This is a genomic window from Paenarthrobacter sp. 10N417 (assembly GCF_056394745.1).
In genome coordinates this window covers 130,169-142,982 of the sequence record NZ_JBFTIL010000011.1, presented here as the reverse complement: position 1 = coordinate 142,982, position 12,814 = coordinate 130,169, and the positions used below count along the sequence as shown (strand labels likewise).

Annotated in this window: 13 protein-coding genes; 8 read left to right on the top strand and 5 right to left on the bottom strand. The window is 61.4% G+C overall.

The annotated features are described in order from the left end of the window. Both AC1DCM_RS15140 and AC1DCM_RS15135 read left to right on the top strand, forming a co-directional pair. Positions 1 to 416, top strand: a 416-nt coding sequence (locus tag AC1DCM_RS15140) for an HNH endonuclease signature motif containing protein (protein WP_477518832.1), incomplete at its 5' end; no start/stop codon positions are given. 363 nt (positions 417 to 779) lie between these two features. Further along, positions 780 to 1,652 carry an NAD-dependent epimerase/dehydratase family protein gene (locus tag AC1DCM_RS15135; RefSeq protein ID WP_477518831.1) on the top strand — a complete coding sequence of 291 codons (873 nt, stop codon included), beginning with the start codon at positions 780 to 782 and terminating at the stop codon, positions 1,650 to 1,652. An 85-nt stretch (positions 1,653 to 1,737) separates the two neighbouring features. Here AC1DCM_RS15135 and AC1DCM_RS15130 read toward each other — a convergent pair whose 3' ends face one another. The 3 genes from AC1DCM_RS15130 to pdhA are packed head-to-tail and all read right to left on the bottom strand — an operon-like array spanning position 1,738 to position 5,407. Continuing rightward, positions 1,738 to 3,231, bottom strand: coding sequence for a dihydrolipoamide acetyltransferase family protein (locus AC1DCM_RS15130; protein WP_477518830.1), 1,494 nt, complete (start codon positions 3,229 to 3,231; stop codon positions 1,738 to 1,740). Next, positions 3,228 to 4,238 carry an alpha-ketoacid dehydrogenase subunit beta gene (locus tag AC1DCM_RS15125; RefSeq protein WP_477518829.1) on the bottom strand — a complete coding sequence of 337 codons (1,011 nt, stop codon included), beginning with the start codon at positions 4,236 to 4,238 and terminating at the stop codon, positions 3,228 to 3,230. The genes AC1DCM_RS15130 and AC1DCM_RS15125 overlap by 4 nt, the downstream gene beginning before the upstream one ends. Next, positions 4,238 to 5,407, bottom strand: a complete 1,170-nt coding sequence (gene pdhA / locus AC1DCM_RS15120; protein ID WP_477518828.1) for a pyruvate dehydrogenase (acetyl-transferring) E1 component subunit alpha — start codon at positions 5,405 to 5,407, stop codon at positions 4,238 to 4,240. The genes AC1DCM_RS15125 and pdhA overlap by 1 nt, the downstream gene beginning before the upstream one ends. Before the next feature lie 194 nt (positions 5,408 to 5,601). Between pdhA and AC1DCM_RS15115 the strand changes: the two genes are divergently transcribed. The 5 genes from AC1DCM_RS15115 (at position 5,602) to AC1DCM_RS15095 (ending at position 9,229) form a co-directional block, all read left to right on the top strand. Next, entirely contained in the window at positions 5,602 to 6,072 is a 471-nt protein-coding gene (locus tag AC1DCM_RS15115) for an Lrp/AsnC family transcriptional regulator (RefSeq protein WP_442006251.1), read from the top strand. 57 nt (positions 6,073 to 6,129) lie between these two features. Continuing rightward, a complete protein-coding gene (locus tag AC1DCM_RS15110) occupies positions 6,130 to 6,945 on the top strand; it encodes a hypothetical protein (protein ID WP_477518827.1) in 816 nt (271 codons plus the stop codon). A gap of 129 nt (positions 6,946 to 7,074) precedes the next feature. After that, positions 7,075 to 7,482 carry a DUF4383 domain-containing protein gene (locus tag AC1DCM_RS15105; RefSeq protein ID WP_442006249.1) on the top strand — a complete coding sequence of 136 codons (408 nt, stop codon included), beginning with the start codon at positions 7,075 to 7,077 and terminating at the stop codon, positions 7,480 to 7,482. Between the two features lie 60 nt (positions 7,483 to 7,542). Continuing rightward, positions 7,543 to 8,133 (top strand): hypothetical protein, encoded by a 591-nt coding sequence (locus AC1DCM_RS15100; RefSeq protein WP_477518826.1) that lies wholly within the window; start codon positions 7,543 to 7,545, stop codon positions 8,131 to 8,133. A 76-nt stretch (positions 8,134 to 8,209) separates the two neighbouring features. Next, positions 8,210 to 9,229, top strand: coding sequence for a PHP domain-containing protein (locus tag AC1DCM_RS15095; protein ID WP_477518825.1), 1,020 nt, complete (start codon positions 8,210 to 8,212; stop codon positions 9,227 to 9,229). 79 nt (positions 9,230 to 9,308) lie between these two features. Here the strand turns inward: AC1DCM_RS15095 and AC1DCM_RS15090 are convergent, their stop codons facing one another. Then, a complete protein-coding gene (locus AC1DCM_RS15090) occupies positions 9,309 to 10,940 on the bottom strand; it encodes a solute symporter family protein (RefSeq protein WP_477518824.1) in 1,632 nt (543 codons plus the stop codon). Then, positions 10,937 to 11,317, bottom strand: a complete 381-nt coding sequence (locus AC1DCM_RS15085; protein ID WP_442006245.1) for a DUF485 domain-containing protein — start codon at positions 11,315 to 11,317, stop codon at positions 10,937 to 10,939. The genes AC1DCM_RS15090 and AC1DCM_RS15085 overlap by 4 nt, the downstream gene beginning before the upstream one ends. Before the next feature lie 274 nt (positions 11,318 to 11,591). On the opposite strand from AC1DCM_RS15085, the gene AC1DCM_RS15080 reads away from it, so the two are divergent. Continuing rightward, complete coding sequence (locus AC1DCM_RS15080) at positions 11,592 to 12,794, top strand: sensor histidine kinase (RefSeq protein WP_442017006.1); 1,203 nt, start codon at positions 11,592 to 11,594, stop codon at positions 12,792 to 12,794. Positions 12,795 to 12,814: the final 20 nt, after the last annotated feature.

Below are 12,814 nucleotides of genomic sequence, written 5' to 3'. Positions count from 1 at the left end.
CGACCTTCGTCGGCCCGATGCACCCCAACACCATCCGCAAAATCGCCTGCGACGCGGACATCCTCCCCGTCCTGCTCGGAACCGACTCCCGCGTCCTGGACATCGGCCGCACCAGCAGGATCTTCCCACCGCACATCCGCAAAGCCATCACCGCGCGCGACGGCGGCTGCGCATTCCCCGACTGCACCATGCCCGCCCCCTGGTGCGAAGCCCACCACATCACCTACTGGTCACACGGCGGCACCACAGGAACCGAGAACGGCACCCTGCTCTGCAGCCACCACCACCACGTCATCCACAAAGAACAATGGCGGATCGACATGAACACCGGCGTGCCCTGGTTCACCCCACCACCACACATCGACCCCAAACAAACACCCCGACGCAACCACCACCACACACCCCAGAGAACATAAACCTGCCCGACAATGATGCCGGGTGCGGCCAGCGCGGTGCCGCGGGTATGCGGAAGTGTGCCGGATGCTCATGGGTGCCGGATGCGATGCACAGATGGGTGCCGCGTGCCTGCGCGCGAGGCGATGCACACGCGAGCCAGGCCCCTGCCTGCGACCTCCTCCAGTTGCCTGATTGCCCCTGCCTGCGACCTGCAACCTGCACAGGCAACCCGTATGCTCTTGGGCCGTTCCAGTGTTCCTAGGACTCACAGGGCCAGTTTCAGGGGCTGTGCTGGGCGGAAGTGGAGCCTAGGCTGAAGCTCGAACCCATACTGAATCCCTAAAGCAACATGGTTGATACTAGCCACTATCGAGGAGCGCACCATGAGGATTGCCGTAACCGGCGGAAGCGGAAAACTGGGCAGGAGCGTGGTCCGCCGGCTGACGCAGGATGGGTACCACGTGCTCAACATTGACCGCGCAGGCAAGAGGGGCCGCGGCTACGTAAATGTGGACCTTCGCAATTATGGACAGGTCCTCGACGTCGTCCTCGGCTTGGACGACCAACACAGCGGTTTGGACGCCATCGTCCATTTGGCTGCCATCCCCGCACCGGGATTGGCTCCGGACGCCGCAATTTTTGAAAACAACATGCTCTCCACCTACAACGTCTTTCAGGCAGCGCGGCGAGCGGGCATCAAGAAGGTGGTTTATGCCTCCAGCGAGACGGTCCTGGGACTCCCCTTCGACATCGACCCTCCCTACATTCCCGTGGATGAGGAGTACGCGGCCCGGCCTGAGAGCACGTACTCGCTCGTGAAACACCTCGAGGAGCAGATGGCCATCCAGCTCACGCGCTGGGACCCGGCGTTGAGCATCACCGCACTAAGGTTCTCCAACGTGATGGACCCCGAAGACTACGACGCCTTCCCGTCCTTTGACGGGGACGCCACGCTGCGCAAGTGGAATCTGTGGGGCTACATCGATGCCCGCGACGGGGCCCAAGCGGTTGTCCGCGCCCTGGAGAAAGGTGCACCCGGTTTCGAGGCCTTCATCATCGCCGCTTCTGACACCGTGATGAGCCGAAGCAGCGCCGAGCTTGCCGCGGAAGTCTTTCCCGGCGTGGAGGTTGTCAAGGAACTGGGCCAGCACGAAACGATGCTGTCCATCGACAAAGCCCGCCAGCTCCTTGGTTTCGAGCCCGAACACAGCTGGCGCGATGTCCACTCCAATCGGACCACCCCCACAGAAGACTGAACGCGCGACGACCCACCCCTTAGCCGCAGTTTCCTGCAAGCACTCGTAAAGGGGTGGGTCGGCGCAGCTTCCTACATTCGTGAAGCTAGACCATAGTCAACACCATGGCGGGATCGGACAGGATAGCGCCAAGGTCCGCCAGGAAGCGTGAGCCCTGTTCGCCATCCACCAAGCGGTGGTCGAAGGACAGGCTCAGAGACATCACCTGGCGTACGGCGATCTGATCATCCACCACCCACGGCGCCTTCCGCACTGCACCCAAGGCCACGATGGCAGCCTCGCCCGGATTCAGGATGGGCGTTCCAGCGTCGATCCCAAATACTCCGATGTTGGTGATAGAGATGGTGCCGCCCGAGAGATCTGACGGAGACGTCTTGCCGGCACGTGCGGTGTCTGTGAGTTCCGACAATGCTGTGGCAAGTTCCCGCAGGGTCAGGCGATCGGCATCCTTGATGTTCGGTACCGTCAGGCCCCGGGGCGTAGCAGCCGCGATGCCAAGGTTGACGTAGTTGTACTGGATGATCTCCTGGCGCGCCCCGTCCCACCGCGAGTTCAACGTTGGGTTGTTCCGTAGCGCTATCAGGACCGCCTTGGCCGCAATGGTGAGCGGAGTGAGCTTATAGCCCTCAAACGCTTTGCTGGCCCGAAGCCGCGCGAGCAATTCCATGGTCGCAGTGACGTCGATCGTCAGGAACTCCGTCACGTGCGGAGCAGTGAATGCGCTCTGCACCATGGCGGCCGCAGTGAACTTCCGGACACCCTTGATAGGCATACGCGTTTCACGTTCGCCGGTCGCTGCCGGCTCCGCTGGTGCTGCGCTTGTGGCTTCCGCTTCACCCGTGAAGTTCTGGACGTCTTCCCGCGTGATGAGTCCACCTGGGCCAGTGCCGGGAACCAGCTGCAGGTCGATCCCCAGATCGCGCGCCAGCTTACGGACAGGCGGTGTGGAACGTGGACGCTCAGCCGTGGCTGCGTCAGGGTGAGGGGTTGACTCCCGCGCCACTTCCGCGGGGCGAGCCTGCGGCGTTTCGGCTTGGGTGGTTTCTGTTTGGACAGTTTCTGTTTGGACGGCTTGGACGTTGGCACGGACCCGGCGCGTGGGCCGTCCGGTGTGCTCGACGACGGCGCCATACCCCACCAGGTTCGGCTCACGTTTGGCGGGATTTGCGGTCGCCCCGCTCGCCTCGACTGGTTGCGACCCGCTGTTCGGTCCAGATCCGCTGTTCGATCCAGATCCCCCGTCTGATGCAGTTTCGCTGGTGGACTCCGGTTCGCCGGCAGCCTGATGTCCAGCGACAGGTCCGTTGCCCCCGTTGGAGGCCCCGGCGTCGTCCACTTCGAAGGAGACGATCGGTTTGCCGACCTCCACCACGGAACCGGGCTGCTCATGCAGGGCCGCTACGACGCCGGCGAAAGGCGACGGCAGCTCGACGACGGCCTTGGCCGTCTCCACCTCCGCAATGACCTGATTGAGGGTGACAGTGTCCCCCACGGCGACCTTCCAGCTCAGGATTTCCGACTCGGTCAGGCCTTCGCCAAGGTCCGGCAGCCTGAATTCCTTGATCATGGTGGCGGTCATCCTTCCAGTCCACTCAGGGAGTTGGGGCGGCCCAAGGTGCGGTCCACGCCATCCAGAATCCTGTCCAGATCCGGGAGATGGTGCATTTCAAGCTTCGAGTAGGGATAGGGAACATCGAAGCCGGTAATCCGGACGGGGGCGGACTCCAGGTAGTTGAAGCAGCGTTCAGTAATGCTGGCCGCAATCTCCGCTCCGAGGCCACCGGATTGTCCGGCCTCGTGCGTGATGACCAGCCGGCCCGTCTTGCGCACGGATGCTTCCACCACCGGGTAGTCAACGGGAGCCAACGAGCGGAGGTCGATGACTTCCACGGAGACTCCTTCATCTGCCGCAGCCTGTGCCGCATCCTTGGCGGTCTTTACCAGAGGGCCGTAAGCCACCAGGGTGACGTCCGAACCGGCGTTGACCACAGCTGCCTTGTCCAACGGCATGACGTTGGAGAGGTCGATCGACTCATCGACGTCACCCTTGTCGTGGTAGCGGCGCTTGGGTTCGAAATAGAGAACAGGATCATCGGATGCAATGGCCTGCTGGATCATGGTGTAGGCGTCCTGGGGGTTGGACACCGCCACTACCCGAAGTCCTGAGGTGTGAGTGAAGTATGCTTCGGGCGATTCCGAGTGGTGCTCCGGCGAGCCAATGCCTCCACCGAAAGGAACGCGGATGGTGATGGGCATCTTGACCCGCCCCTGGGTCCGGTAGTGCATCTTGGCCACCTGGCTGACGATCTGATCGAAAGCAGGATAAATGAAGCCATCGAACTGGATCTCGCACACTGGGCGGTAGCCCCGGTAGGCCAGGCCCACTGCGGTTCCGATGATGCCGGACTCGGCCAGCGGCGTATCAATCACACGGTGCTTTCCAAAATCCTTCTGGAGTCCGTCGGTGACACGGAAGACACCACCGAGGGAACCAATATCCTCACCCATGAGGATGACCTTGGGATCGTTTTCCAGTGACTTGCGAAGGCCGGCGTTGATAGCCCGGGCAAAAGTGAGCTGGGACATCAGAGTGCACCTTCCTCGACCGGYTGGTTGAAACTGTTCAGGTAGCGCGAATACTGATCCTTCTGGCGTTCAATCCAGGAATTGGGCGTGCTGTAAACGTGGTTAAAGACGTCCAACGGCTGCGGATCAGGCATGTTAACGCAGCTGGTACGGAGTTCGGCTGCAACGGCGTCGGCCTTGGCTTTGACTCTGCTCTCAAGGTCTTCGGTGAGCAGGCCCTTGGCGTCAAGGAGCCTCCGCAGGCGGAGAATAGGATCCTTGGCAGCCCAGTCCTCCAGCTCGTTCGGGTCCCGGTACCGCGTGGGATCATCGGCCGTAGTGTGCGGACCCATGCGGTAGGTGACCGCTTCGATAAACGTTGGCCCGCCACCGCTGCGGGCGCGATCCAAAGCCCAGCGGGTAGCGGCCATGACGGCGAGGACATCGTTTCCATCAACGCGCAGGCTCGGGATGCCGAACCCTGTAGGCCTGTCGGCCAATTGAACGTGGGACTGAACCCGCACGGGTTCGGAAATAGCCCAGTGGTTGTTCTGGCAGAAAAAGACCACTGGAGCCTGGAAACTGGCGGCAAACACCATGGCCTCGCTCACGTCACCTTCGCTCGTGGCGCCATCCCCAAAGTAGGCAAGTACTGCCGTGCTGGCGCCGTCCAGTTGGACGCCCATGGCGTAACCGGTGGCGTGGAGGCTCTGGGAACCAATGATGATTTGGGGCGTCGCCATGTTGATTCGCTTTGGATCCCAGGAGTACAGGGCATTTCCCCGCCAAACCTGGGCGATCTCCGAGACATGGGCTCCACGGATGTACGCGACGCCGCTTTCACGGTAGCTGGGGAAAACAAAGTCGTCGTCGCGCAAGGAACGGCTTGAACCGATCTGGGCTGCTTCCTGTCCCAGCAGCGGCGGCCATAGGGCCAGTTCTCCCTGCCGCTGGAGGGCTGTGGCTTCGGTATCGATGCGGCGGATGACTGTCATGTCCTCCAACAAGGAGCCCAATTGCTCATCGCCGATGTCCTTGATCCAGAGATCAAATTCCGGGTGGCTGATCCGTTCGCCTTCCGGCGACACCAACTGCAGGAGGTTGCCCCCCGTCCGCAAAGGATTATGTGCACTTTGTCCGGGGCGCGGAGCGTCATTTTGCACTCCCTTGCCCGCCTTATCCGTCAACACAGGTGATCGCAACCTTCCGGCTAGGTTTTGTCGGCCCTGCTGGACTTGTGATCCAAGCACAGACCGACCCCCTGGCTCCTTCGCCAGCGTTAATTGTGACCCTACTCACAAGACGCATGGGGTACAACTACCGATGAAAAACTTGAGCATTCTGCCATGTTGACAGGGGCCAGGCCGTGCTAATCTTGCGCATTATGCAACCTTTGGATGGCACTGACACCCGGCTCCTTTCAGCGATGGCAAAGGATCCCAGAGGGACCGTTGTGGCCCTCGCCCAGAGACTTGGCCTGTCCCGCAATACCGTCCAGGCACGCATGGCCCAGCTTGAGAAGAAGCATGCTTTTCTCTCCTTTGAGCGGCGCATCAATCCGGTCGCCCTCGGCTACCCCCTCACGGCATTCATCACCGTGCATGTCCAGCAACAGAAACTCGCCTCCCTCGCGAAGGATCTTGCGGACATCCCGGAGATCCTGGAAGGTTTTGGCCTCACCGGATCAGCCGACTTGCTCTTGCGGGTGGTGGCGCTGGATGCCGAGGACCTTTACCGGATCAACGGCAAGATCCTTGCGTGCGACGGCGTTGACCGCACCGACACTGCCTTGGCGATGCGGGAAATGATTCCGTACCGGGTGCAACCCCTGCTGGGTCGGCGCTCTGAAGGCTAAACCCCCGGCTTTCACCTGCCGTTTAGTACCTTTTGGCCCTTGCCTGTGGAACCGTGAATGCGATTTGATTCAGATGGACGCATCGGGGGCCGGCCAGCGGTTTCCGGCTACGTGGTGGCGCTGCCGCAGGCTGCCGAAAGGGGCACTACAGTGAGCAACCCGCAGGAACCGAATGGTCGCGACGGACAGCGCAGCGGAAATCAATACGGTGGAAGCGAATACGGCCAGAACCCACCACCCGTCCCGCCCGGCCCCGGGTACTCCCAACCGAACGAAACTCCACCGCAGTGGCAACAGCCGCCGTCGTCCCCGGGCTCCCAAGGTCAGAACGCCCCTGGACAGTACCCACCGGACCAAAACCCGTACCCGCAAGGCCAGTACCCGCCCGGTCAGTACCCGCAGAGCCAGTACGCGCCCGGCCAGTACGGCCAGCAGTTTCCACCGCCGGCCAAGAGCAGGAAGGTGCTCTGGATTGTCCTGAGTATTGTGGCAGGAGTCATCGTCCTGGCCGTGGTGGGCATCCTGGTGCTGGTGAATGTCGTGGGCAGCGCGACGTCGAAGGCGAGATCGTTGGCTGACGAGTTCACCAACCTGGTTGTTTCAGGGCAAACAGAGCAGGCTTATGACAACTATCTGCACCAGGCCTTGAAGGACGAACTGGATAAGCAGTCCTTCATCGACGGCATTGCCAGCCTGGAACTTGACGACTCATGCAAACCCAATTACAGCTCGGTGAGCGTGAACTCGAACAACGGCAATAATAAAGCGGACATCGCGGGAACCTTGCAGTGCAGTGGCAAGACCATCGATCTCAAGTACGTTTTCGAAGGGACCGACGATCTCAAAATGAGCAGCATCCGCCTCCGTCCATAACGGCGGAAAAATAATCCAGTTTCCACCCATCCGCATCCATTCATGGTCCGAATCACTGTTTGAGAGCCCCGTCCGGGGTTCCACAGGACGGCCGGGAAAGTCCCTGCCATCACCGGAAGGTTCGGACCAATGCGTACTTCGCCCAATCGCTTGATCGCCACCATCTTCGGAGCCGTATACCTCTTGGTAGGCGTGCTCGGATTCTTCGTCACTTCGGGAATCGGGTTCTTCGCCACCGAAGGCGCCAACCTGATCATCTTCGCGGTGAACCCCCTGCACAACGTCATTCACTTGGCCATAGGTGCAGCCCTTCTTTACGCGGGCATGAACAGCGTCACGCTTTCCAAATCCGTTAACAGCGCGGTGGGCGGCGTCTATCTGCTGGTGGGTATCCTCGGCCTTTTCCTCGTGGGTACTTCGCTGAACATCATCGCCCTGAACGGGGCAGACAACGTCCTGCACCTGGCCAGCGCTGTTGTGCTTCTGGGTGTCGCCCTGTCCCAGGACAAGGCCGTCGTCGTCTCGGCCCGCGCCTGATCGCGGAACCTCACCCACGGAATCCCTGATCGCGGAACCATCGAGACCGAGGACAGCGCCATGGCAGTCAAATATCACCCCACACTGAACGCGGCCGCGTTGTTGTTCGTCTACTTCGCGGCCATGGCCGCCGGGATGGTGGAACTGTCCATTGCGGCTGGCTGCCTGACAGAAGCTGCTGCGCTTGGCTTGGTGGTTGCTGGAATGGTTGCCCTGGCAGCTGGACTCGCTTTCCTGGCGTGGTCTTTATGGGGGCTCCACCGCAACACCCTTGTCTTCCGCCGGCTTGCCTTTCCCGCTCTGGCGGTTGCGGCCGCTACCCACATCGCCGTCCTTACAGGCGGTTTGGCGGCTAGTGAACCGTCGCTTGACGTGAGCCATCTTGCCGCCTTGGGCCTATCGCTCATGGCACTTGGCGGAGGCGGTTGGCTGGGTCGGCAGCAAAAGACCAACGACGGCGGCGCCCACGGCCTGCCAAGGACCGGGCGGCTTCTGGCAGCCGCGTTCGGGGCCGCCGTCGTTGTTGCGTCAGTTGCCACGCCGGGACTGGCAGCATCCATGGCAGGCCAGCACGCCGTCCCCCACGGCGAACACGGCCAAGTCCCCTCCGAAGGCACACCTCCAGCACAGATTCCAAGCCACCACCACTAGTGGCAATCTCCCGAACCCGCGCACCATCAACATTGCCCACTGTTGATGGTGCGCCCGGTTCGTGGATCATGGAGCCATGGATCCCGTTGAGGCGCTCGAAGAAATCTCCTTTTGGTTGGAACGTGGCCAAGCCCCCACCTTCAAGGTCCAGGCCTTCAGGAAAGCGGCCGACGCCGTTCGGCAGCTTCCGCCCGACGAGTTGGCCAGGCTCGTCCGGAACGGAAGAGTCACGAGCCTGAAAGGTGTTGGGGACCGAAGCCGTGAAGTCATTACCCAGGCTCTGGAAGACAGGGTGCCCGATTATCTGGCCGACCTTCGCGAGCGTGGCGCGGAATCCTTGGCGTCCGGCGGCGACACCCTCAAGGCAGCGTTACGCGGTGACCTGCACAGCCACAGCAATTGGTCCGACGGCGGCTCACCGATTGAAACCATGGTGGCTGCCGCCAAAACCCTGGGCCGTGAATACCTTGCCCTCACTGACCACTCCCCCAACCTGACCATCGCCAATGGCCTCAGCGTTGAACGGCTGGAGAAACAGCTCGGTGTGGTGGAAGGGATCAATGCTAATCAGGACGGCTTCCGCCTGCTCAAAGGCATCGAAGTGGACATCCTGGAGGACGGGACCCTGGACCAGACGCCGGAAATGCTGGACCGGCTGGACGTGGTGGTGGCCAGTGTCCACTCGAAGCTGCGCTCGGACAAGAAGACCATGACCAAGCGGATGCTTGCCGGAATCAGCGATTCACACACGAACGTCCTGGGGCATTGCACGGGCCGCCTGGTTCAAGGATCGCGCGGCACCCGTCCTGAGTCCGAATTCGATGCCATGAAGGTCTTCACCGAATGTGCCGAGTGGGGCGTCGCCGTCGAAATCAATTCACGGCCGGAGCGGCAGGACCCTCCGGACGCGTTGATCAAGATGGCGCTGGACGCCGGCTGCCTCTTCAGCATTGACAGTGATGCCCATGCCCCTGGCCAACTCGATTTCCTTCAGTATGGCGCCGAACGTGCCGAGGCACTTGGGGTGCCCAAGGAACGGATTGTCACCACATGGCCTTTGGAACAGTTGACGGAATGGCTCAGCCTCAAGAGGTGATTAGTCCTGGCATGCCCGAGGGCTCCCCCGCCGTTTGGCAGAAGGAGCCCCCCGTGTTTGGCCTCGATTCTTGTTGACCTCAGTGATCCACTGCTTTCTCTGCACCGATACCTGTCAGTGAGCGGACTTCCATCTCCGCTTGCTTGGCCGGATCCTCACGGCGCTTATCCAGGACGGTCCCCAGCCAGCCCAGCAGGAATGCGAGGGGGATGGATACGATGCCCGGGTTGCTCAGCGGGAAGAACGCGAAGTTGGCTCCCTGGATCATGGACGTCTTTGCACCCGAGACCACGGGCGAGAACGCAATGAGCAGGATGGCCGAGGCCAGGCCGCCATACATGCTCCATACGGCACCCTGTGTGGTGAACTTCCGCCAGAACAACGAGTAGACGATTGTTGGCAGGTTGGCCGAAGCTGCCACTGCGAAGGCAAGAGCCACCAGGAAGGCGACGTTCTGGCCGTTGGCGAAGATTCCACCGAGGATGGCGAGAATACCGATGACCACTACGGTGCGCCGGGCCACCTTGACCTCTGTGGTGGCGTCGGCCTTGCCCTTAGAGATGACATTGGCGTAGATGTCATGGGCAAAGGACGCCGCAGCCGTGATGGTCAGTCCCGCTACCACTGCCAGGATGGTGGCGAAAGCGACGGCGGATATGAATCCGAGCAGCAGCGGCCCACCGAGGTGGAAGGCCAGCAGGGGTGCGGCAGAGTTGACGCCGCCGGGTGCGGACTTGATCGTGTCTGCTCCAACCAAAGCCGCTGCGCCGTAACCCAGTACCAGCGTGAACAGGTAGAACAGGCCGATCAGCCAGATCGACCAGACCACGGATTTGCGTGCTTCCTTGGCTGTGGGAACCGTGTAGAAACGCATCAAAACGTGTGGGAGGGCAGCTGTGCCGAGGACCAGCGCCAAGCCCAGGGACATGAAATCCAGCTTGGACGTCTCCGTCTTCCCGTACTGCAGGCCTGGGTTGAGAACGGCCGGGTTGTTGGCGGCCTCGGCCGCGGAACCGAGCAGATTGGAGAGATTGAAGCCGTAGATCGCCAGCACCCAGGCGGTCATGACTGCAGCTCCTGCGATCAGCAGGATGGCTTTGATGATCTGCACCCACGTGGTGCCCTTCATGCCGCCGATCAGGACGTACATAATCATCAAGGCGCCGACGACGATGATCACCAAAGCTTGTCCGCCCCAGTCGCTGATGCCCAAGAGGAGCGAAATCAAGCTACCGGCTCCCGCCATTTGCGCTAGCAGGTAAAAGAAGCAAACCGCAAGGGTGGAGAGGGCTGCCGCTATTCGGACGGGACGCTGGCGCAGTCTGAACGACAAGACATCGGCCATGGTGAACTTGCCGGTGTTGCGCAAGAGCTCGGCGACAAGGAGCAATGCCACCAACCATGCAACGAGGAAGCCGATGGAGTAGAGGAACCCGTCATATCCGTTGATAGCAATGGCGCCAGTGATACCGAGGAACGAGGCCGCCGAAAGGTAGTCGCCCGCGATCGCTGTACCGTTCTGTGAACCGGTGAAGGAACGGCCGGCCGCATAGTAGTCCGCCGCGGTCTTGTTGTTCCTGCTGGCCCGGAAGACGATCACCATGGTGACGGCCACGAAGAGCGCGAAAATACCCATGTTGAGGAGCGTCGTATCCTTCAATGCGGCGACGTTTACCGCGGGGACAAGGGTGCTGATGTGGTTCGTGGTCATTTGGCTGCCCTGCTGATCACATTGCCGTCCTTATCGAACTGGTGGCCCTCGATCTCGTTGCGGATATCGGCAGCGATGGGGTCCAGCTTCCGGTTGGAGTAGCTCACGTACCAAGCGGTGATGCCGAACGTGGTGACAAATTGGAGCAGTCCGAGGATCAGGCCGACGTTGATGTTGCCCCAAACTTTGATGGACATGAAGCCGACGGCGTAGTCGGCCAAGAGAACGTAGGCGAAATACCAAAGCAGGAACGCCACTGCCATTGGGAAGACAAAACTGCGGTGCCGCTTGCGCAGCGTCTTGAACCGTTCCGTTTGCTGGACTTCCTGGAAGTCCACGGACGCTGTTGCGTCCTGGGGTTGGGCCTCATTACCCATGGTTCCTCCTGATTGTGATGTGTCCACATCAGCTCCACACGCTTTGCCAATGTGACTGCAATCACTATCGAACGCGCCGTGCCAGTGGTTCCAGAGAACCAGCTGCCACCGTCGCCCAACGGTCAGGATGCTGCGCCGAACGGTGGGACGTGAGCGAGCATCAGGAAAAACCGCGCAGGATGTGAGCGAGCATCGGGAAAAAGCCGGTGGGATGTGAGCGAGCATCAGGAAAAACCGCGCAGGATGTGAGCGAGCATCCGGCTACTCTGGCTCTATGCCTGACTCCCCGCTCTTCACCGCAGCCGCGATCGCCGTGATCGTGCTGGCCGTCGCCGTCGTCGTGGGTGTTGGGTTGAAGGTGATTCGCTCCTTCCGGGACCTTGGTACGGATGCTGAACGCGCCACCTACAACACACTCCATGCAGCCTCGCGTGCAGGGCAGCACCTGCGTGGCGGACTGCAAGCCTCTGGCGCGGCCAAGGCGAGCAAGCAACTGCGAATGCTCCTCGGCTGTGATGCGTTGGCCATCACGGACACCGGTTCGGTCCTTGCATGGGATGGGGCTGCCGAGGAGCTGAGGCCCTCCCTCATGCGTCACGCCGCGGAGGTGCTGGCGACGGGCCGGACTGCCGTGGTGCCCCACGCAGGGCATTCGGCGCACGCAAAATCCGAGCACGGCCACCATGACTTCAGTGCCGTTATTGCCCCCATCCGTGCTGGTTCCAGGGTGGTCGGATCGGTGGCTGCCCTTGCGCCTGCGGCTGGCGCCGGACTGGTAAGGGCCACCAGCGAAGTGGCTGACTGGATTGCCGCCCAGCTTGAGCTGGCTGAATTGGAGGCGTCGCGGACTCTGCTCATGGAGGCAGAAGTCCGGGCTCTTCGTGCTCAAATCAGCCCCCACTTCATTTACAACTCCTTGAACGCCATCGCTTCTTTCATCAATACAGATCCAGCACGGGCCAGGGAGCTCGTGGTGGAATTCGCCGACTTCACCAGGTACTCCTTCCGCAGGCATGGCGACTTCACCACGGTGGCCGAGGAACTGCGCTGCATCGACCGCTACCTTCTTCTGGAACGGGCCCGGTTCGGCGAGCGCGTGCAGGTGAGCCTTCGGATCGCACCCGAAGTGCTGAGCACCGTCATACCGTTCCTTAGCCTGCAACCGCTGGTGGAGAACGCGGTCCGGCACGGCCTTGAGGCGAAGGAAGGCCCCGGACACATCACCATTTGCGCCAATGATTCCGGCGCGTTCGCCGAGGTCACCATCGAGGACGACGGTGTGGGGATGGAACCTGAGCACCTGCGGTCCGTGCTTGCCGGACATACGGACGGTGAGCACGTGGGCTTGCGCAACGTGGACGCCCGCTTGCGGCAGGTCTATGGGGACGAGCACGGCCTCGTTATCGAAACGGCCCCCGGTGAAGGAACATTGATCACCATGCGGGTGCCCAAATCCCAGCCAGGACATGACGCCTGACACACCGGGCTAATCTTTAA

Bases quoted from the DNA above. Each gene is read 5' to 3' on its own strand.
- AC1DCM_RS15085 (WP_442006245.1), bottom strand. From the start codon at position 11,317: ATGGGTAATGAGGCCCAACCCCAGGACGCAACAGCGTCCGTGGACTTC.
- AC1DCM_RS15100 (WP_477518826.1), top strand. From the start codon at position 7,543: ATGGCAGTCAAATATCACCCCACACTGAACGCGGCCGCGTTGTTGTTC.
- AC1DCM_RS15090 (WP_477518824.1), bottom strand. From the start codon at position 10,940: ATGACCACGAACCACATCAGCACCCTTGTCCCCGCGGTAAACGTCGCC.
- AC1DCM_RS15110 (WP_477518827.1), top strand. From the start codon at position 6,130: ATGCGATTTGATTCAGATGGACGCATCGGGGGCCGGCCAGCGGTTTCC.
- AC1DCM_RS15095 (WP_477518825.1), top strand. From the start codon at position 8,210: ATGGATCCCGTTGAGGCGCTCGAAGAAATCTCCTTTTGGTTGGAACGT.
- AC1DCM_RS15115 (WP_442006251.1), top strand. From the start codon at position 5,602: ATGCAACCTTTGGATGGCACTGACACCCGGCTCCTTTCAGCGATGGCA.
- AC1DCM_RS15130 (WP_477518830.1), bottom strand. From the start codon at position 3,231: ATGACCGCCACCATGATCAAGGAATTCAGGCTGCCGGACCTTGGCGAA.
- AC1DCM_RS15135 (WP_477518831.1), top strand. From the start codon at position 780: ATGAGGATTGCCGTAACCGGCGGAAGCGGAAAACTGGGCAGGAGCGTG.
- AC1DCM_RS15125 (WP_477518829.1), bottom strand. From the start codon at position 4,238: ATGTCCCAGCTCACTTTTGCCCGGGCTATCAACGCCGGCCTTCGCAAG.
- AC1DCM_RS15105 (WP_442006249.1), top strand. From the start codon at position 7,075: ATGCGTACTTCGCCCAATCGCTTGATCGCCACCATCTTCGGAGCCGTA.
- AC1DCM_RS15080 (WP_442017006.1), top strand. From the start codon at position 11,592: ATGCCTGACTCCCCGCTCTTCACCGCAGCCGCGATCGCCGTGATCGTG.